This window comes from Photobacterium sp. GB-72 (genome assembly GCF_003026095.1).
Taxonomy (GTDB): domain Bacteria; phylum Pseudomonadota; class Gammaproteobacteria; order Enterobacterales; family Vibrionaceae; genus Photobacterium.
In genome coordinates, this window is sequence record NZ_PYNV01000001.1 from 691,757 (window position 1) to 711,586 (window position 19,830).

The window sequence follows — 19,830 nt, forward strand, 5'->3', positions numbered from 1 at the left end:
TTGCTAAGTATCAATGGTCGATACTTGTGTTACGAGGAAAATATGGACAAAGCCATACAACAAAATAATACCACCGGTTGGCGTGTGTATTTAAACCCCAAAGCATTGATCATGTTCGCGCTAGGGTTCTCTTCCGGCTTACCTATTTTATTAGTCTTTGGCACCCTTTCATTTTGGTTACGAGAAGCTGATGTTAGCCGAACCAGTATCGGTTTTTTCAGTTGGGTAGCCCTTGCTTATGGCTTTAAATGGGCATGGTCACCACTTGTGGACCGTTTTCCTTTGCCCATTTTTTCTCGATTATTTGGTCGACGTCGTGGCTGGATGTTATTTTCGCAGCTGATCATTATTTTATCGCTATGTGGTATGGCGACCAGCAACCCACAAACTGATCTTCTTCAATTTGCCTTATTTGCGATTGTTGTCGCCTTTGCTTCTGCGACACAAGATATCGTCATTGATGCATTTCGTATTGAACTTGCTACCGTACGCTTACAAGCAGCATTATCTGCAACCTATATGGCAGGCTATCGATTAGCGATGATCATGGCAGGAGCTGGCGCACTGGCTTTTGCTGCATGGTTCGGCTCTGATAGTGGTTATGATCCTGCAGGCTGGAAAGCCGCTTACTTTATCATGGCGGGTATGATGTCAATTGGCGTGATCACCACCCTCTTTGTTAAAGAACCAAAGATCGACAGCTCATCAATTCAAAAAATCGAACATAACTACCAACAAAAATTACAGCAAAAAGGGATAGGTAAAAAACAAGCAAGACTCGCTGCGTGGTTTTATACCGCTGTCGTCATGCCTTTCCAAGACTTCTTTCAGCGCTATGGTAAAAACGCACTACTGATCTTATTGCTCATTAGTTGTTATCGCATTTCTGATGTGGTGATGGGCGTAATGTCTAATGCGTTTTATGTTGACATGGGCTTTACTAAAAATGAAGTGGCGTCTATTTCAAAAGTCTTTGGGGTGATCATGACCTTAGTGGGCGCTGGTTTAGGCGGTATTCTTGTCAGTAAATTTGGCACCTTACGTATTCTTGCCTTAGGCGCTTTATTATCCGCAATGACCAATCTGTTGTTTATGGTATTTACCTATGTTGGTAATAACCTCGAGATGTTAACTTTAGTTATTTCAGCAGATAATTTAGGTGCAGGTATTGCAACCGCTGCTTTCATCACCTTTATGTCTAGCCTAACCAATGTGGCTTTCTCTGCAACCCAGTACGCATTATTTAGCTCTATTATGCTACTTTTCCCGAAATTTATTGCGGGATTCTCTGGCGTTTATGTCGACCATTTCGGCTATAACATCTTTTTCCTCACCACCGCATTGATAGGTATTCCAGTATTATTTTTAATCAAACTCGTTGCTAAGAATGATGCTTTAACCCTTCCTGAAACAACTGATACGTTGGAAGAAAAATAACCTCACCTATGATAAGTAAGGTTTCTGTTGAAAACGGAAGCCTTAACTTACCTTTCTCATGTAAATTGCGAATTTTTGCCACCAAAAAAATTAGCACAGAGTATTAAAGTCAAAAAAAGTTCATTTAAATCGCAATATAAATTCAGATTCATCACATTTTTAATGTAAATGTAATCGATTTCAGCCGATCATGATCACAAAAAGCAAAGGTTTGCGCAAACGTTACATTCCCAAACGAGATATAAAACACTAGAATCAGCGCCAGAAAAACGGGGCGGCCAAAAATCCCTATATTTAGACCATATTGAGTGAGATAAAAACATGCGCAAGTCACTAGTAGCTTTAGGCGTTTTAACAGCAGCATCAACATTCCCAGCACAAGCAGAGTACTTGTATGGTTTTGGTGATATGAGCGTTAACTACTTAGATTGGTCTAACGGTACAGAAGAGCGTGCTGGTCACCAAAAAGACTTCTGGTACTTAGAACTTGAAGGTGGTGCTGGTTTTAGCTGGGGTGAATTATACGGTTTCGCTGACTTAGAAAATGCAGATCAAGGTTCTGATAAAGCACGTACATCGGTTAAAGGTACAATCGCTTACAAAACTGGTATTGCAGAGCTTCGTCTATACGGACAAGTTTACAACACGAACAGCGATGGCTTCACTGCACAAAATAACGTGCTAGGTCTATCTTACGCATTCAACGGTGATGGCTGGTTCTTCAACCCATTTATCGGTTTCCACCACACAATGACATCTGCTGATTGGAAAAATCCTTCATCTTTTTCTGGTATGAATGGCGGTATGTTTGGTTGGGTTGCAGGCTACAACTTTAATGCATTCGGCGAAAAATTCATGATCAGTAACTGGCACGAGTCTGAGTTTGGTCGTAATGACAACTACATGATCGTTGCAGGTGAAGGCGATGATGTAAGCGCAAACGGTGCACTAGCACTATGGTGGAACGCAACGGATCACGTAACAACAGGCATTCAGTACCGTTACGCTTACAACAAGCTAGGTACTAAAGGCAACCAAAATGCTGTAATTTACTCAGTTAAATATAACTTCTAATCAATAAGTTATTGAGTAATTAATGAGAAAAGGCGCTATATCAGCGCCTTTTTTGATCCTGCACTATTTGAACAATGTTACTATCTACATCAATATAGTTAACAATGGATTGCAGTGTGAAAATCACAATATTGGGTGCAGGCGCAATCGGCTCATTATGGGCTATCGCTTTGCAACCGCAACATGATGTTCAAGTTTGGACCCGTTCATCCATAACCCGCTATCCACTCACGTTTCAATCTTTGAGTGGTAAAGTAAGAACTTACTGTTTCAATGCTAATCACATAGATCATTTACAACAAAGTGATTTACTCCTTGTGACAGTAAAATCGTTCCAAGTCATCACCGCCTTACATCCCCTTATTAACGATCTTTCAGCGCGATGCAAGATAGTGATCATGCACAATGGGATTGGAAGCCATGACGCTGTTAAGCAACTCTTTCCTAAACATACTATTTATTATGCCACCACATCCCATGCTGCTTTAAAAACAGCTGAAAGTACGCTACGCCATACAGGGCTTGGACAAACGTTTATTGGCCCATTGTCCTCTGTCATCTCCACTGATAACTCCATCGCTGACATGTTCAATCAAGCATTATCACCGTGCTATTGGCAAGATGACATCATGGAGCCATTATGGAAGAAACTCGCCATTAATTGTGCAATTAATCCATTAACAGCCATTCATCAATGTACTAATGGTGAGCTTGCTAATGAAGGCTATCAAGCCCAATTAATCCAAATTTGTAATGAAGTCACGCTCGTTATGCGAGCAGAAGGCTACAGGATAAAAAATGGTGAGCTTTATCAACAGGCACTCACGGTAATAAAAGCGACCGCTGATAATTATTCTTCAATGAATAGAGATGTTTTTTATCAGCGCCCAACAGAAATCGACTATATTACTGGCTATCTTATTCACCAAGCGAAAATATTCGATATTGCTGTGCCTGTGAATACCCAGTTATGGCAAACCATTACATCTATGGAGTCCTCATATCATGCTTGAACCAATAACGACTGCTCCTCGCGTTGCTGTTTGTCTTGCTCCTGGCAGTGAAGAAATGGAAGCAATTAATACAATTGCGATTTTAAAGCGGGCTGGATTTGAAGTAACGATTGCAAGTACTGCAGAAGATGGCGCACTAATTTTAGAAGGATCTCGCGGGATCAAGCTCGTAGCAGACGTGCCTTTGATCAATGTTGCCGATGAGCCATTTGATTGCGTGGTGTTACCCGGCGGTTTAAAAGGCGCGGAACATTTTCGTGATAGCCCACTGGTAGTTGAATTTGTAAAGCAGCATCATTACGACGGTAAACTGATCGCCGCGATCTGTGCAACGCCTGCGGTGATGTTTATTCCACATCAAGTGTTCACACATTCAATCATGACATGTCATCCTGCTTTTCAACATCATATACCAACACATCAATTACGCGTTAAACGTGTGGTGTATGATAAAAATACACGTCTATTAACCAGTCAAGGCCCCGGAACTGCACAAGAGTTTGCGCTAGAGATAGTGACGCAACTGGAAAATAAAGCCAAAGCGGCTGAAGTTGCAGAGCCTATGGTTGTATGGCCGAATATGCATTACGACGTATTACCACGTACTTAATCTGTTGAGACTAAGTAATAGAAACTCGCCCGATAACAAAAAGCCTCGCAATTACGAGGCTTCTTTTATTTATACAAAGCAGTGGCGATTATAAAGGACGGTAAACTTTTACGTTCTCGAAACCATTCTCTTTTAGGTACAGCGCCTGAAGGCGGCTCATCACACCACGATCACAGTACAGAAGGTACGTCTTATCTTGCGGTAAGTCACCGAACTGCGTTGCTAGCTTATAGAAAGGTAAATGCTTAACTTCGATACCTTCAAGCTCTAATGGGCTTTCATCTTCTTCATCTGGGCTACGAATATCAAGTACAATGGCATCACCAGCGACCTGCTCAACTAATTCAACTTCAGGAGCTTGTTCTTGGCTTTGCTTTTCGATGTCACGAATATCCATCACACGCGCCTCATCAACAACACGATCAAGAATAGAGAAATCAAATTTGTCTTCTTCAATTTCAAGCTTCGCTTTGACCGCTTTTACTGTTGGGCTCTTAGAAATCACGCCACAGAACTCAGGCATGGTTTTCGCAAAGTCTTCAGTGCCGATTTCACGTGCAACATTGATGATATCTTCTTTATCCCAGTTAATCAGTGGACGAAGAATTAGGCTATCTGTTACGCCGTCAATATGACGAAGGTTAGTTAATGTTTGGCTTGAAACCTGACCTAGCGCTTCACCCGTTACTAATGCTTCGATACCGAATTTATCAGCAACTTTACCCGCAGCACGCATAAACATACGCTTAAGGATAACGCCCATTTGACCATCGTCGACTTTCTCTAAAATCTCACCAACAACAGGTTCAAAATCAATCGCGATAAATTTAACTTTTGCTGAAGAACCAAACTTGTTCCAAATATAATGCGCAACCTGCTTAACACCGATCTCGTGTGCAGGACCACCTAAATTAAAGAAACAGTAATGGACTTTACTACCACGTTTGATATGCAAGTAGCTTGAAACACCAGAATCAAAACCACCAGAAATTAAACTTAATACATCTTCTTGTGTACCTAGCGGGAAGCCGCCTAAACCTTTATGGCGGAATAATACAAGGTTCAATAGATTATGTTCAATTTCAATGTTAACTGTCACATCAGGCTTTTTCAGTCTTACTTTTGCAGACTCGATAGCTTGATTAAGACCACCACCGACATAACGCTCAGCTTCAATCGAAGTAAAATCATGCTTACCAACACGCTTAGCACGAACACAGAATGTTTTACCTTCCAGCTCAGGGCCAACAAGCGCTAATGTTTGTTCAAAAACATTATGAAGATCAGTAAATTCCGTTTGCTGTACTTCAAGGGTATGGTGAATACCAGGTGTCTGCGTCAGAATCGCTAAAATCATATCGCGCTTTGATTCATCAGATTCATTAATTTCCAATGAAAAACGGCGGTTATAAACGCTAACAGACTCTGACTGGCGCTTTAAGATGATGCGTAAATTAGACTCAAGAATTTTGATAAAACGCTTACGCACTGAATCACTTTTAACAAAAATCTCTGGGTGTGGCTTAACAATAAATTTCATAACACGCTTCGCTTCACAGGGCTTACAGTACAGAATCAATTCATTAACGGATGATTTTTAACAGATCATATCGTGAAAATTGACAGAGAGTACCAAACGGAATTAAAGGCGCGAATTATACAGCAAGCTACCGACCACTGAAACAAAGATATGAAAACTCACGACGTTATCTTCGATTAGACTTACCGCATGTTATTGGCTTTCAATTATATTTACCTTAGTCATGATCATCTCTGCCAGCAACTCTCATCGACGAAATTCAGCGTAAATATCTTAAGCTCTTGATAAACAGCCACTCTATTTGCCCCAATAAAAATGGCAGCGCTAGCGCTGCCATTATGGTAATAACCTTAAGTACTACAATCTATTGAGCACTAAAGTTACTGCTGATCTCATCACTAAAATGCGGTTTACCTTGCATGATAGATATTTCCACTCGACGGTTTTTAGCTTGCCCTTCTCGAGTTTTGTTATCAGCAATTGGCTGAGTATCTGCCAATCCAACCACCCGCATTTTTGTATGATCAAACCCTTCTACTTTTTCCATTTCTTGCGCTACTGACACTGCCCGCTGCGCTGATAAATCCCAATTAGATCGGTATAACTCTGAATCCAATTTATCACTCGCGGTATGTCCCGTAACTCGAATAATGCCCGGCACATCTTTAACGAGCATCGCAACTTGGCGTACTAATGGCTTAAATTTAGGTTGTAAAAACGCCGAACCTTCTGGGAACGAACCTTTTTCACGAATACGAATTACCAACTGCTGGCCAAGATTCTCAATTTCTATAATTTTGTCACTGATCTCACGTTCTAATGCTTTAGTCAGTATCTCTTTTAATTTCTCTTGTATTTGATCGGCTTCAGATTCGTCATTTTCATTATTTTGTGTCGCCGTTTTTTTACTTTGTCCACCTGTTAGTTTACCCGCATCACGTTGTGTGCCCCCAGCTCGATCAGACTCGCCTTCGTGAAAATCTAATGAACGCTGCGTCATATCAATCGTTTGTTGCATAATCACTTCGATTGGCGTTGGCTCAGGCCGGCCTGGCCTAAACTCTTGCGCAATAACACTTGTACCTTTAGGGATATCATTAACTTCAAGCATATTTTGCACCCCGAAAGCGTATTTCATTGAACCTGCAATTTGCTTAAATTTCAGTACATCCATTTCAGAAAAAGAAAGTAGTAACACAAAGAAACACATTAATAGTGTGGCAAGATCAGCAAAGGTCGCCATCCATGGAGGCGCACCTTTTTTACATTTACAAGATTGCTCTTCCATAAAACTGTCTCTTACTCGTCAAGGATCACACTACGTTTCTTCTCATGAAGGTAGTTTTTCAAATAACCATCAATCACTCGTGGATTCTGCCCATCCTGAATTGCCAGCACGCCATCTAAGATTAAACGCTTATTTAAACGCTCTTGCTCTTTACGCAAGGTTAATTTATCCGCGATAGGTATCGCTACCATGTTTGCCAACATCGAGCCATATAGCGTCGTTAATAAGGCAACGGCCATTGCAGGACCAATAGCTTTCGGATCATCCATGTTAGAAAGCATGGCAACCAAGCCAATAAGCGTACCTATCATTCCCATAGCAGGCGCAACATCACCAAAGGAGGAGAAGATCCCTACCCCTTGTTCATGACGTTCATTGGTTAATGAAATATCTTTTTGTAGCGTGACGCGAACCACATCAGCATCATGGCCATCCACCAGCATATCAATGCCTTTACGCATAAAAGGATTCGTAATTTCCATCTCTTCTAATGCTAAAAATCCACCTTTACGCGCCGCATCAGCCATTTCTACAATTTTGGCAATTAACTCTTCTGGATTATCAGTCTTAAACATAAAGGCTTTAATGGCGATTTTTGCAGCACCAAAAAATTGCCCAATGTTGTATTTCATTAACACAACAAAAGTACTGCCGCCTAATACAATCAAAATCGATGATGTATCGTAAAACATAACCAGATCGCCGCCGAGCAGCATAGCCATAACAATGAATGCGAATGCACCAAGCAATCCTATAAGCGTCGCCAAATCCAAAGCATGATCCTCTTTTGCTAGGTAAAAATAATGGCTTGCGTTTATTGAACATCAATCAACACATCTGAATCTATCACTGAGATAATACGCTCTAAAGACAGCCAAAACTTTAAAGCCACCGCCATATTCACTATTTCGCCAAGGCACTTCTTAGCATTAAATGATGAATGTCATCAGCAAAGTAACTCTTTATCGACCAATTCAGCTTTTCATTTAGCTTTTTATTAACCAATTAATGAAGACTATTTATTAAAATTACTGTCAGCGACACAGATTCCTGTGACATAATTTGACCCCAGTAATTCTCTACGTTATTTTTCGTGCACTTAGATAAGAGTGAAAATGATATGGCAGCAAAAAAACCAGAAAATATGGCATTCGAAGCCGCCCTTGATGAGCTAGATGCCATTGTCAATGAACTAGAATCTGGCGATATCCCACTGGAAGATGCGCTAAAAAAATTCGAACGAGGTATTTCTCTTGCTCGCAGCAGCCAACAAAAGCTGACACAAGCTGAGCAACGTGTAGAAATTTTGCTTCAGGCAGATGATGAAGCTCCACTGACTGATTTTGAACCAAGCCATGACCAATAGTTCTTCTTTATCGCTATCCCTTAAGTGCTATCAACAACGTAGTAATGACGTATTAGCAAACTGGTTATCAACTCAACCATTTGCAGATAAAGCCCTACTTAAAGCCATGCAATACGGAACACTGCTGGGTGGCAAACGTGCGCGTCCTTTTCTAACCTATGTAACCGGTGAAATGTTAGGGGTAACTCAGGACTATCTTGACACGCCAGCCGCTGCGGTTGAGTGTATTCATGCGTACTCATTAATCCATGATGATTTACCTGCGATGGATGATGACGCATTACGTCGTGGTCAACCCACTTGTCATATTGCGTTTGATGAAGCCATTGCCATTCTTGCGGGTGACGCACTACAAACACTGGCTTTTGATATTTTGGCGAATGGACAATTGAGCCAAGATGGCAACACCCAACGTATTGCTATGGTAAGTGAGCTTGCAAAAGCATCAGGCGCTGCCGGAATGTGTCTAGGGCAAGCCTTAGATCTTGATGCTGAAGGTAAACATGTTGGATTAGAACAACTAGAATTAATCCACCGACACAAAACAGGGGCTTTGATTCGCTGTGCCGTCCGCTTAGGAGCATTAGCTGCTGGTGATAAAGGCGTAGCAATTTTGCCGCAACTTGATCAGTATGCAGAAGCTATTGGCCTTGCATTCCAAGTGCAAGATGACATTTTAGATGTGATCAGTGATACCGAAACCTTAGGTAAACCACAAGGTTCTGATCTTGCCTTGGATAAAAGTACCTATCCAGCCTTGCTTGGCTTAGATGGTGCACAAGAAAAAGCACAACTACTTTATCAAGAAGCACTACAAGCATTAGCGGCTATACCCTACAATACATCCCAATTAGAAGTTTTTGCCCGATATATTATCGAACGCAAAAGCTAAATCAGTATAAGCGCCGACACTGTTATGACTTTGGATATCTCAAAATACCCTCATCTGGCCCTCGCAAACACGCCTGATGAATTACGATTATTGCCAGCTGAAAGCCTTCCACAAGTATGCGATGAACTTCGTACCTATTTGTTGAAATCTGTGAGTCAGACCAGCGGCCACTTTGCCTCCGGACTCGGTACAGTCGAGCTTACCGTTGCGCTTCACTACGTCTACAATACGCCTTTTGATAAAGTTATATGGGATGTTGGTCATCAAGCCTACCCACATAAAATTTTAACAGGGCGTCGTGATGATATGGCAACCATTCGCCAAAAAGGCGGTTTGCACCCATTCCCATGGCGCGGTGAAAGTGAGTACGACACACTTTCGGTTGGTCACTCATCAACTTCCATTAGTGCAGGTCTAGGTCTCGCGATTGCAGCAGAAAAAGAAGGCCTAAATCGCAAAGTTGTTAGCATTATTGGCGATGGCGCTATCACCGCAGGCATGGCGTTTGAAGCGATGAACCATGCTGGTGATGTTCACAGCGATATGCTAGTTATCTTAAATGACAATGAAATGTCGATTTCTGAAAATGTCGGCGCGTTAAATAATCATTTAGCCCATTTACTATCGGGTAATTTCTATACCTCTATTCGTGAAGGTGGTAAGAAAGTTCTATCCAATGCGCCTCCTATCAAAGAAATGGTAAAACGCGCAGAAGAGCATATCAAAGGCATGGTTGTGCCAAGCACTATGTTTGAAGAGTTAGGCTTTAATTACATTGGCCCTGTTGATGGCCACGATGTGCATGAGCTTGTTAAGACACTGAAAAACATGCGTAACCTAAAAGGCCCACAATTTCTTCATATTATGACGAAAAAAGGCAAAGGTTATGCGCCAGCTGAAGCGGATCCAATTAATTACCATGCCGTTCCTAAATTTGATTTAAGCCAGAAACCATTACCCAAAGCGAAGGATGCAAGTCCGACGTTTTCTAAGATTTTCGGTGATTGGCTATGTGATATGGCCGCTATTGATGACAAATTGATGGCTATCACACCGGCTATGCGTGAAGGCTCAGGTATGGTGCGCTTTTCTAAAGAGTTCCCAGATCAATACTTTGATGTGGCGATTGCTGAACAACACGCGGTGACACTGGCAACGGGCATGGCAATTGGTGGTTATCATCCTATTGTCGCTATCTACTCAACTTTCCTTCAACGTGGATATGATCAATTAATTCATGATGTTGCTATCATGGATCTTCCTGTGATGTTTGCCATTGATCGTGCAGGCTTAGTCGGTGCTGATGGTCAAACCCACCAAGGTGCATTTGATATTAGCTTTATGCGCTGTATTCCTAACATGGTGATTATGGCACCGAGTGACGAAAATGAATGTCGTCAAATGCTCTATACTGGTCACCAATACCAAGGACCAAGTGCGGTCCGTTACCCTCGTGGTTGCGGTATGGAGGTCGATGTCGATCCTACAATGACAGAGCTTGAAATCGGTAAAGGTATCATTCGCCGTGAAGGTGAAAAAATCGCAATTTTAAACTTTGGCAGCATGCTCGGCTATGCATTAGAAGCAGCAGAAAATTTAAATGCGACTGTTGCTGACATGCGCTTTGTGAAACCGCTTGATGAAGCCTTAGTACTTGAATTAGCAAAAACTCATGATGTTCTTGTAACTGTTGAAGAAAATGCGATTGCTGGCGGTGCGGGTAGCGGCGTTATTGAATTTTTAATGAAAGAGAAGACACTGAAACCAGTACTGAATATTGGTTTGCCTGATCGATTCATTGAACAAGGAACACAAGCTGAACTGCATGAAATGTTAGAAATTGATGGTGCGGGTATCGAAAAGCAAATTCGCACTTATTTAGCTAAGTAATTTCACCGTTCAAATAAGCACTATGAAAAAGGTTTTCTCTGTTATTAATCAGGAAAACCTTTTTCTTTATTAGCCTTACGTTTATTGTTCATCTCAGCCCTTCTCAACTTTCTTTAAAATCACACCCTCATAGCCATTGACTTCAACATACTGTGTCGGCTCACCGAGTGAACCATCGTAATTTACTTTTTGATACAGGCCAGATAATGGTACACGTATCGAATCAACTTGATAAAATTCAGCGTGATTACGGTATTTAGAACCGCGATATAGCACTAACCCTTGTGTATATTGCCGCGCGATAACTCCATCTTTAGGAACATCGTCAAACCACCCTGTTCGATATAACCAAAACCAATTCGCAGGCTCTAATGCAATATCCCCAAATTTTGTCTCATCCGTTGCTACTTTTCCTGTTTTAGATAGCCATTTAACCGCTTCAAAGCCGTTAGGTATGGTCGTTGGTTTACCTATATCAATCGATAATAACTTTTGGGGCTGATACGCCCAATTCTTAGGCTCTCCAGTGCGATACCAAATGGTTTTATTTAGCTGTTTCGGATCGGCATGGGTGTTATTACTGCCATAAATAAAGGTTTGATTCCAGCTGTGGTAGTAGGTTTTATTGGGAATATTAAACAGATAGTACAGGGCTAATCCGGTATAGATATCGTCTTCCCATGCTTGCTGAATTAATGGTGTTTGTTGGCTTTTGCCACCGCGAGTTGTGGTCATTATTAAGCTTTTATCGCCGAGTGCTGCTAACGCATAGCTGTCCCAATAGGATTGTAATCGCTCTAAGCCAATTGCAGGGCTTAAATAATGCTCTCGTAACCAAACATCCACCACCCCCCTTAATTGCTTTGGCCAATCAGGGTATTCCCACAAATTAAGCTCAGAAATATTAGCAGATAGCCACTGACTGCCCGTAGTCGATTTAACTAAATCAAGAAAATCAGACATTTTCGCTGCATAATATCCCGCCGCTTTTGAGGTGCCAGCTCGAATCGGCGCTTCTAATATTTGTCCGCCAAATTGAACATTAAATTGGTTGGTACTGAACAATTTGGCCATATCATCATTGTAAGCACCGGTTAAACCTTGACGTTTCCAATCATATTTATACCAATTAGCATGATTTTGATTAAAAGAGTCATCATTAAAATTAGTCCGATACCAGCAACTGCCCGCCCACATTTTTCCAGTAGGGATCACTCTAGCTTGATGTTTAAATCTCGCACTTGCCGCTTGATTAGCTCTTACTAAAAACTCATCATCATCAACATAACCATCACCATTAGGATCGTTTTTAGGATCCCAACCAGGAAACAACATCGTCGCTGTGGATTGCTGACCAGATGTATTCACAACGGATAACCAAGGCTCAATATTAACGCCTTTCACTTCCGCCTTGCTCTTCCAGTTTAAAACGACTACCCAACTACGATACCCCGCCTTTAATGCCTTATTTCCAGTATTCAGCTCACGTCCTTGGAACCTGGCGTTTGTCGGTAACCAGCGCTGGTTAATATGACCAAACCATTTACCTTCTCGTTGAATCCAATGTACATCTGCTTTTTCTAAACCACCAATATCACCATCATCATTTACTCTCGTGATCCGTAATTCAGGATGCTGATTACTATCAATGACGATATTTTCAAACGGGTAAGCAGCATGAAAAATAATTTGTTCATTATCATTAACGGTTAAAGGAAAACGCGCAGTCAAGAAGTCATTATTTCGAATAAGAATACTTAACATCGATTCGCCATTTAATAGGTAATCTAACCCTTGGCTTTGATCAGGAACGGTAAGTTGAGTATCATTTTTATAATGCATGTAGCCCTTTTCAGGATCGTGCCCATTCAGGTAAGCATGGCGGTGAAGCCACCCTTGCTGTTCATCTGGGCGACAATCAAGTTTGTGTACGTAGATATAACCCATCGCAATGGTCTTTTGATTTAAATCGACATCTTGTAAGCTACCAAATACAACATCAGCATGATCCGCTTCCCAGCGCCTAACTTCTTTAATCGTATTTAATTCCGATATTGCGGTTGGCTGTTGCCAGTTTCCCGTTAACACCCAAGCCGTTTCCGTTGATGGATAAACTTGTCCATCAGCCATCGAAGCAACGGTTAATAAACCAACACTGATTATTTTCAGATAGGTACTCATAGAGCAATCCCTTCTCTCTATCTACATAATTTGAGACTAGTTAAACCGTCAGATTTATGATGAAAAATAAATGATTTTATTAGGAATGCGACACATTATATTTTGTAAAAATTGAGGAGATAAAAACAAAAAAAGCTGCACGAATGCAGCTTCTAAATCAATTTTATAATGTGATCGTTAGGTTTAACTAAAAACCAAGCCAGTAACCAACCACCCATAACGCAATCATTGCCATGAAACCGGCAAGAATATCGTCAACCATAATGCCAAAGCCACCTTTAACATGTTTGTCTAGCCAGCTAATTGGCCATGGTTTTACCATGTCGAAGAAACGGAATAAAATAAAGCCCGTTAATACCCACTGCCATGTGGCTTCTGGGGCGATTGCCATTGTGATCCAAAAACCAACAAATTCATCCCACACAATACTGCCATGATCATGTACCTGCATATCGTTAGAGGTGATGGTACAAATTTTTATACCAATCAACGCAGCAATAAACACGACAACTAAGTACCAGCTAAAAGGTAACTGTGCTAACAGTAAATAGAGTGGAACAGCAGCTAATGTACCCATCGTGCCAGGCACGTACTTCGCTAAACCACTACCAAACCCTGTTGCTAATAAATGCCAAGGGTTACTCATTTTCAATAAATCTTTAGGATTTGTAGACACGCTGATACCTTACTTATTTGAACTCATAAAATGATCCCACCCTGACACTTGCCAATCAATAGGCTCACCTTGTTGTAATAAAACAATACCACTAGATTGAGTTAACTGACCAATACGAGACACTTGAATACCTTTTGCCATCATTAAAGATTCAACTTCAAGACATTGATGCTTCGGTACAGTAAAACACAATTGGTATTCTTCACCGCTGCTTAATGCCAATTGCTGCGCTTGCTCTGGTGTCGAACAATAGGCGATTAGCTCAGAAGATAAAGGAAGCTGCTCGATATAAATTTCAGCTCCGACACCTGAACGTTTAACTATATGATCTAAATCTGCAATTAAACCATCGGAAATATCTAACGCAGCAGATGCAATACCACGCAATGCAATTCCTGCTTCTACCTGCGGTGTCATCATAAAATGACGTTCTTTTAAGGCATAAGACAGAGCAAGATCATGATATGGTTTGTCCGTTAATAATAACGCTAAACCTGCTGCGCTATCACCCAATTGACCGGTCACATATATTGAATCACCTACCTTAGCACCACTACGTGTCAATGCTTGCCCGTTAGGAACAAACCCTTGAACCGTTAGAGTAATACTGAGAGGACCTTTGGTGGTATCCCCACCAATAAGTTGAACATTATACTGTTCAGCTAATTGGAAGAACCCCTCACAAAACTGATTTAGCCAATGATCATCAAACGTCGGTAGTGTTAACGCCAAAGAAACCCAAGCAGGCGTTGCGCCCATGGCGGCTAGATCACTTAAATTTGAGGCTAATGCTTTATGTGCGACTAATTTAGGATCAGCATCTTGCAGAAAATGCGTGCCGGCAACTAACGAATCGGTACTGATCGCTAATTGACACCCTTCTGGAACACGAACTAATGCGCAATCATCACCAATCGCAAGATCAACATCTTCTCGCTTAACATTCTGGTGTTCAAAGTACCGCCCAATTAAATCAAATTCACCTTGTGCCATAATCGTTCAACTCATCCATTATCAGCCACCATTATAATGCCCTTATCTTTACGATTGCTTCATATCAACACAATAGATAAAAAAAAAGCCAGCTAAGCTGACTTCTTTTATCTAGTTTCGTTACTTCGAAAATTACTTTTCTTTACGAAGTATTGGTGCAGCTTTATCAAGTACACCATTAACGAACTTGTGGCTATCTTCCGCACCGAATAGCTTAGCTAATTCGATTGCTTCGTTAATAACAACTTTAAATGGTACGTCTTCACGCTTAACCATTTCGTACATTGCAAGACGAAGTAGCGCAAGTTCCATCTGATCAAGATCCTGTAGAGGACGAGATAAGTATGGACGCATCTTGCTATCAAGTTCTTGGTGGCTTAGTACTACGCCTGTGAACAGATCACGGAAGTAGCTAACATCAGTATGTGGTGCAGCAAGAACTGGCGCATCAGCTTGATGTTCTTCTTCTTCAAACTTATCGCCAGAAAGAAAATGTTGCTCAATATCAGCAACATTACCTTTCGTAAGTTGCCAAGAGTAAATAGCTTGTACAGCAAACTGACGTGCATTACGACGTGCGGCTGGTTTCACAGTAACCCCCATTATTAGGATTCGATTTGGGACAGGACATTAACCATTTCGAGCGCGCTTAGTGCAGCCTCTGCCCCTTTATTACCAGCCTTGGTACCGGCACGCTCAATGGCTTGTTCAATAGAATCTACAGTCAAAACACCAAAAGCAACTGGAGTATTATACTCAAGTGCAACTTGTGCTAGACCTTTATTACACTCACCGGCAACATAATCGAAGTGCGGTGTACCGCCACGAATAACTGAGCCTAGAGCAACGATTGCATCATAACGGTCGCTTTTAGCAACCTGTTGAGCAACAAGTGGTAGCTCGTAAGCACCTGGACAACGAACAACAGTAATGTTGTCTTCGCTAACCTGTCCTTGACGTTTCAGCGCATCTAATGCACCTGAAAGTAAGCTTTCGTTAATAAAGCTGTTGAAGCGTGCAATTACGATAGCAACTTTTGCGTTTGGTGCCGCGATGGCGCCTTCAATTACCTTCATGGGCCTTCCTGTGACTATGTCTTTCCGGTTTGAGAAACCGCGGGAGTCTATCACACTTTGCAATATCTCTGCTATGGACAACCGTCGGTTTCAACAGATTTGTTAATATTTGTTGCTTATCTGTCCTTGATTCGACCAATAAACAGCATTGAAAACGGTAGTTAAAAATAATAATTGTCTTTAGCTACCGCTGATATCAGTTATTTTATCACTAGCATCTAACATTTGGTGAATTTAATCACAAATATACTCAACAACTTCTAAACCAAAGCCTGATAGTGAATGATAACGTTGCGTACTTGATGACAATAAACGCATTTTGCTTACGCCTAAATCAGAAAGAATTTGTGAGCCAACACCAACTTGGCGAGACGGATCTTTCTGTGTCACTTTCACTTTAGGTTGACCTGCTTCTTCCGCCGCAATATTTTTCACTTTATGAATAATGGCATCAGTTGGTTCTTGTTTACTTAAAATAACCAATACACCATTTTCTTCGCTAATGCGCTTCATTGCTGCAGGTAACGTCCATTGCGTTGCACCTGATTGCAGAATATCTTTAAATGTATCTTGCAAGTGAACACGTACAAGTGTTTCTTCACCCACTTTAATATCGCCTTTACGCAGCGCGTAGTGCACTTCGTTATCAATCTTGTCACGGTAAGTGATCATCTCAAACTCACCGAACTCTGTTGGTAATCGACACTCAGCTACACGCTCAATCGTGGTTTCATGATTATTACGGTATTCAATCAGATCAGCAATTGTACCTAATTTAAGGCCATGTTTTTCCGCAAACACTTCAAGCTGCGGGCGACGTGCCATCGTGCCATCTTCATTTAAGATCTCAACAATCACACTTGATGGCTCAAGGCCAGCTAAACGCGCAACATCACAACCCGCTTCAGTGTGACCTGCGCGGGTTAATACGCCACCTTCTTGTGCCATTAATGGGAAGATATGACCCGGCATAACAATATCAGCTGCCGTTGCATTTGCTGCAACGGCTGCTTGTACTGTGCGAGAACGATCAGCGGCTGAAATACCCGTAGTTACCCCTTCAGCTGCTTCAATAGAAACAGTGAAAGGTGTGCCAAACTGTTCGGTATTTTCTTGAACCATTAAAGGCAAGTTCAATTTTTGACAACGGGCTTTGCTCAGTGTCAGACAAATTAGACCACGACCATAGGTCGCCATAAAATTAATAGCTTCAGGTGTAATTTTTTCAGATGCAATAATCAGATCGCCTTCATTTTCACGATCTTCATCATCCATCAGAATAACCATTTTGCCCTGACGAATATCATCAATAATTTCTTTTGCGCTGCTTAAAGCCATAACACTACCCTTAATTCTTATGTACCTTAGCTGACTAGCTAATCATCATATTTAGCCAAGAAAACCCGTTCTCGCTAATAAATCCATTGTGACTTGCGGTTTTTTATCTGCAGCTTTATCACCCAACATTAAACGCTCTAAATAGCGGGCAATCACATCTACTTCAAGATTTATCATTCGGCCTGGTTTGAATGCGTCCATTGTTGTTTCTAATGCTGTATGCGGAACAATGGTTAACTTAAATTCATCACCATTAATTTCATTCACCGTTAAGCTAATCCCATCAACCGCAACCGAGCCTTTTTCTGAGATATATTTCGCTAAATGCGCGGGTACTTTTACCCAAAACTCAATAGCGCGTCCCGTATGGTGACGTTCAATAATCTCAGCAACAGCATCAACATGACCAGATACCATATGACCGCCAAAACGCGTCGTCGGTAACATCGCTTTTTCTAAGTTGACGACCTGACCAGCCTGATAATGAGCAAAAGCAGTACGTTTTAAGGTTTCTAATGACAGATCAGCAACATAGCCTTTACCTGTCAATTTAACCACAGTTAAGCACACCCCATTTGTCGCAATACTGTCACCCAATTTAACATCGGACAGATCAAGATTGCCTGAGTCGACAGTGACAGAAATATCAGCGCCTTTAGGTGTTAAAGCGGTAATGGTTCCAATTGCTTCAATGATACCGGTGAACATGGAGAGTCCTTGCTTCTTTATTCTATTGATTAACAGCGTTTAACGGTGGCTGTAATTTTTACATCACAATCAACCATACGTAGATCTGTAATATTCAGATCGATAACTTGATCCATCGCGGTTAATGGCGATAAATTCATTAAACTACGACTATCAGCCCCCATTAATTTTGGGGCCTGATATAAAATCAAACAATCAACTAATTGTGCTTCAAGTAATCCACCCGCAAGCCCAGCGCCAGCTTCAACCCAAATATGGTTTATGCCATTTTCTGCTAACTTACGCATGAGTAATGTGAGATCGAGTTGTTGGCTATTTTCTCGGGTAGGAATTATCCACTGAGACACGGAGTCAGGCCAATCTTCATTCCCCATTTCTGCGCGTGCCAAAATCGTTTCTCCCGGAAGGTGAAATAACTGATATGCCGGGGTTAATCGGTTTTGGCTGTCAATAATAACGCGAATAGGTTGACGAACATCTGCTTGTGGATATTCATCTTGAATCTGTGTACCCAACTCACTCCAACGCACATTCAGTGATGGATCATCAGCGATAACAGTGGCACTGGTTGATAATATTGCACCAGCTTGCGCACGATGACGTTGAACATCAGCACGAGCATAAGGCCCAGTGATCCATTTACTTTCACCGTTCGCTAACGCTGTTTTACCGTCAAGACTTGATGCCAGTTTTAATTCAACATACGGCATCTTGGTTGTCATTTGTTTAATGAACGCTTTATTAATGGCTTGAGCCTCTTCTTTAAGAAGCCCTACTTGCACATCTACCCCCGCTTTTTGCAACATTTCAACGCCACGTCCAGCCACTAACGGGTTAGGATCAACCATGGCACAAATAACTCTACTTACGCCTGATTTAATTAATGCTTCAGCGCAAGGTGGTGTGCGTCCGTAATGAGAGCAGGGCTCTAAAGTGACATAGGCTGTTGCACCTTTCGCGCGCGCACCTGCTTGTTTTAATGCAAACACCTCCGCATGGGATTCTCCCGCGCGAAAATGAAAACCTTCACCAAGGATTTCATCGCGATTAGCAATAACACAACCCACCTTCGGGTTTGGCGCTGTTGTAAAACAACCACGTTTAGCTAACTGAATAGCGCGTAGCATTAATCGTGTATCAAGGTTAGTAAACATTACACTCAGCTTAACGTTCTAGTTTGGCTATTTCTTCACCAAACTCACGAATATCTTCAAAACTACGGTAAACCGATGCAAAGCGAATATAGGCGACTTTATCGAGCTCTTTTAATGCTTCCATCACTAAGTTGCCGATCATCTCTGAAGGCACTTCTCGCTCTCCAGTTGCGCGTAAACGAGTTTTAATATTATTAATCGCACGCTCGATGTCATCCGTACTCACAGGACGTTTTTCTAATGCGCGTTGAATACCACCTCGAAGTTTTTCTTCATTAAACGGATCACGATTGCCATTGGTTTTCACCACACGAGGCATTACCAATTCGGCCGTTTCAAAGGTCGTATAACGTTCATTACAAGCTAAACATTGGCGGCGTCGGCGCACTTGGTGGCCATCCGCAACCAATCGTGAATCGATTACTTTGGTGTCATTCGCACCGCAAAAAGGACAATGCATTTAGCCTCCTACATTTAATCGCTTCAGTGTAACTCATTTAAAACCGTTAATGAGAATATTCACCCTGTTTTTCTACTCATTTTGATTAAAAAGCCACGAATAGTCGGTTTATTGTTCACTCCGAAAAAGCGCAA

The 19,830-nt window shown here is 41.6% G+C and carries 19 protein-coding genes; 7 read left to right on the forward strand and 12 right to left on the reverse strand.

Annotated features, from left to right (window positions below; genetic code table 11):
* Positions 1–42: 42 nt before the first annotated feature.
* The 4 genes from C9J40_RS03125 to C9J40_RS03140 all read left to right on the forward strand — a co-directional run bounded on the left by C9J40_RS03125 (position 43) and on the right by C9J40_RS03140 (position 4,134).
* Positions 43–1,437, forward strand: a complete 1,395-nt coding sequence (locus C9J40_RS03125) for an MFS transporter (protein ID WP_107245668.1) — start codon at positions 43–45, stop codon at positions 1,435–1,437.
* A gap of 321 nt (positions 1,438–1,758) precedes the next feature.
* Complete coding sequence (locus C9J40_RS03130) at positions 1,759–2,511, forward strand: outer membrane protein OmpK (RefSeq protein ID WP_107205426.1); 753 nt, start codon at positions 1,759–1,761, stop codon at positions 2,509–2,511.
* A 116-nt stretch (positions 2,512–2,627) separates the two neighbouring features.
* Complete coding sequence (panE, locus tag C9J40_RS03135; RefSeq protein ID WP_233220291.1) at positions 2,628–3,524, forward strand: 2-dehydropantoate 2-reductase; 897 nt, start codon at positions 2,628–2,630, stop codon at positions 3,522–3,524.
* Positions 3,517–4,134 carry a DJ-1 family glyoxalase III gene (locus C9J40_RS03140; RefSeq protein WP_107205424.1) on the forward strand — a complete coding sequence of 206 codons (618 nt, stop codon included), beginning with the start codon at positions 3,517–3,519 and terminating at the stop codon, positions 4,132–4,134. The genes panE and C9J40_RS03140 overlap by 8 nt, the downstream gene beginning before the upstream one ends.
* An 88-nt stretch (positions 4,135–4,222) precedes the next feature.
* On the opposite strand, the gene thiI is transcribed toward C9J40_RS03140, so the two are convergent.
* The 3 genes from thiI to pomA form a co-directional block, all read right to left on the reverse strand.
* A complete protein-coding gene (gene thiI, locus C9J40_RS03145) occupies positions 4,223–5,674 on the reverse strand; it encodes a tRNA uracil 4-sulfurtransferase ThiI (protein WP_107205423.1) in 1,452 nt (483 codons plus the stop codon).
* A 364-nt stretch (positions 5,675–6,038) separates the two neighbouring features.
* The gene (locus tag C9J40_RS03150) at positions 6,039–6,962 is read right to left on the reverse strand and encodes a flagellar motor protein MotB (RefSeq protein WP_107205422.1); all 924 of its coding nucleotides are present in this window, start codon (positions 6,960–6,962) and stop codon (positions 6,039–6,041) included.
* Between the two features lie 11 nt (positions 6,963–6,973).
* Positions 6,974–7,735, reverse strand: a complete 762-nt coding sequence (gene pomA, locus C9J40_RS03155) for a flagellar motor protein PomA (RefSeq protein WP_107205421.1) — start codon at positions 7,733–7,735, stop codon at positions 6,974–6,976.
* Between the two features lie 347 nt (positions 7,736–8,082).
* On the opposite strand from pomA, the gene xseB reads away from it, so the two are divergent.
* From xseB to dxs, 3 genes are read left to right on the forward strand one after another with little or no spacing between them, the layout of a single operon-like run.
* Positions 8,083–8,328, forward strand: a complete 246-nt coding sequence (gene xseB, locus C9J40_RS03160) for an exodeoxyribonuclease VII small subunit (protein WP_005370105.1) — start codon at positions 8,083–8,085, stop codon at positions 8,326–8,328.
* A complete protein-coding gene (gene ispA, locus C9J40_RS03165; protein ID WP_107245671.1) occupies positions 8,318–9,220 on the forward strand; it encodes a (2E,6E)-farnesyl diphosphate synthase in 903 nt (300 codons plus the stop codon). Before xseB ends, ispA begins: the two co-directional genes overlap by 11 nt.
* 24 nt (positions 9,221–9,244) lie before the next feature.
* A complete protein-coding gene (dxs, locus tag C9J40_RS03170; protein WP_107205419.1) occupies positions 9,245–11,110 on the forward strand; it encodes a 1-deoxy-D-xylulose-5-phosphate synthase in 1,866 nt (621 codons plus the stop codon).
* Between the two features lie 93 nt (positions 11,111–11,203).
* Here the strand turns inward: dxs and C9J40_RS03175 are convergent, their stop codons facing one another.
* The 9 genes from C9J40_RS03175 to nrdR all read right to left on the reverse strand — a co-directional run bounded on the left by C9J40_RS03175 (position 11,204) and on the right by nrdR (position 19,696).
* Positions 11,204–13,291 (reverse strand): hypothetical protein, encoded by a 2,088-nt coding sequence (locus tag C9J40_RS03175; RefSeq protein ID WP_107245672.1) that lies wholly within the window; start codon positions 13,289–13,291, stop codon positions 11,204–11,206.
* Between the two features lie 187 nt (positions 13,292–13,478).
* Positions 13,479–13,967, reverse strand: a complete 489-nt coding sequence (gene pgpA, locus C9J40_RS03180) for a phosphatidylglycerophosphatase A (protein ID WP_107205417.1) — start codon at positions 13,965–13,967, stop codon at positions 13,479–13,481.
* Positions 13,968–13,976: 9 nt separating this feature from the next.
* Positions 13,977–14,960, reverse strand: coding sequence for a thiamine-phosphate kinase (gene thiL, locus C9J40_RS03185; protein WP_107245674.1), 984 nt, complete (start codon positions 14,958–14,960; stop codon positions 13,977–13,979).
* A 132-nt stretch (positions 14,961–15,092) separates the two neighbouring features.
* Complete coding sequence (gene nusB / locus C9J40_RS03190; RefSeq protein ID WP_107245675.1) at positions 15,093–15,563, reverse strand: transcription antitermination factor NusB; 471 nt, start codon at positions 15,561–15,563, stop codon at positions 15,093–15,095.
* Positions 15,564–15,565: 2 nt separating this feature from the next.
* Entirely contained in the window at positions 15,566–16,036 is a 471-nt protein-coding gene (gene ribE / locus C9J40_RS03195) for a 6,7-dimethyl-8-ribityllumazine synthase (protein ID WP_005370076.1), read from the reverse strand.
* Between the two features lie 234 nt (positions 16,037–16,270).
* Positions 16,271–17,374: a bifunctional 3,4-dihydroxy-2-butanone-4-phosphate synthase/GTP cyclohydrolase II gene (ribBA, locus tag C9J40_RS03200; RefSeq protein ID WP_107245677.1), complete on the reverse strand. Its 1,104-nt coding sequence runs from the start codon at positions 17,372–17,374 to the stop codon at positions 16,271–16,273.
* Positions 17,375–17,425: 51 nt separating this feature from the next.
* Positions 17,426–18,082 (reverse strand): riboflavin synthase, encoded by a 657-nt coding sequence (locus tag C9J40_RS03205; protein WP_105060781.1) that lies wholly within the window; start codon positions 18,080–18,082, stop codon positions 17,426–17,428.
* Between the two features lie 29 nt (positions 18,083–18,111).
* Positions 18,112–19,236: a bifunctional diaminohydroxyphosphoribosylaminopyrimidine deaminase/5-amino-6-(5-phosphoribosylamino)uracil reductase RibD gene (ribD, locus tag C9J40_RS03210; protein ID WP_107245679.1), complete on the reverse strand. Its 1,125-nt coding sequence runs from the start codon at positions 19,234–19,236 to the stop codon at positions 18,112–18,114.
* Between the two features lie 10 nt (positions 19,237–19,246).
* Positions 19,247–19,696: a transcriptional regulator NrdR gene (nrdR, locus tag C9J40_RS03215; RefSeq protein ID WP_107205413.1), complete on the reverse strand. Its 450-nt coding sequence runs from the start codon at positions 19,694–19,696 to the stop codon at positions 19,247–19,249.
* Between the last annotated feature and the right edge of the window lie 134 nt (positions 19,697–19,830).

Bases quoted from the DNA above. Each gene is read 5' to 3' on its own strand.
- ribE (WP_005370076.1), bottom strand. From the start codon at position 16,036: ATGAAGGTAATTGAAGGCGCCATCGCGGCACCAAACGCAAAAGTTGCT.
- thiL (WP_107245674.1), bottom strand. From the start codon at position 14,960: ATGGCACAAGGTGAATTTGATTTAATTGGGCGGTACTTTGAACACCAG.
- C9J40_RS03175 (WP_107245672.1), bottom strand. From the start codon at position 13,291: ATGAGTACCTATCTGAAAATAATCAGTGTTGGTTTATTAACCGTTGCT.
- ribD (WP_107245679.1), bottom strand. From the start codon at position 19,236: ATGTTTACTAACCTTGATACACGATTAATGCTACGCGCTATTCAGTTA.
- nrdR (WP_107205413.1), bottom strand. From the start codon at position 19,696: ATGCATTGTCCTTTTTGCGGTGCGAATGACACCAAAGTAATCGATTCA.
- dxs (WP_107205419.1), top strand. From the start codon at position 9,245: ATGACTTTGGATATCTCAAAATACCCTCATCTGGCCCTCGCAAACACG.
- C9J40_RS03140 (WP_107205424.1), top strand. From the start codon at position 3,517: ATGCTTGAACCAATAACGACTGCTCCTCGCGTTGCTGTTTGTCTTGCT.
- C9J40_RS03150 (WP_107205422.1), bottom strand. From the start codon at position 6,962: ATGGAAGAGCAATCTTGTAAATGTAAAAAAGGTGCGCCTCCATGGATG.
- C9J40_RS03205 (WP_105060781.1), bottom strand. From the start codon at position 18,082: ATGTTCACCGGTATCATTGAAGCAATTGGAACCATTACCGCTTTAACA.
- C9J40_RS03125 (WP_107245668.1), top strand. From the start codon at position 43: ATGGACAAAGCCATACAACAAAATAATACCACCGGTTGGCGTGTGTAT.
- thiI (WP_107205423.1), bottom strand. From the start codon at position 5,674: ATGAAATTTATTGTTAAGCCACACCCAGAGATTTTTGTTAAAAGTGAT.
- nusB (WP_107245675.1), bottom strand. From the start codon at position 15,563: ATGGGGGTTACTGTGAAACCAGCCGCACGTCGTAATGCACGTCAGTTT.
- ispA (WP_107245671.1), top strand. From the start codon at position 8,318: ATGACCAATAGTTCTTCTTTATCGCTATCCCTTAAGTGCTATCAACAA.
- C9J40_RS03130 (WP_107205426.1), top strand. From the start codon at position 1,759: ATGCGCAAGTCACTAGTAGCTTTAGGCGTTTTAACAGCAGCATCAACA.
- ribBA (WP_107245677.1), bottom strand. From the start codon at position 17,374: ATGGCTTTAAGCAGCGCAAAAGAAATTATTGATGATATTCGTCAGGGC.
- xseB (WP_005370105.1), top strand. From the start codon at position 8,083: ATGGCAGCAAAAAAACCAGAAAATATGGCATTCGAAGCCGCCCTTGAT.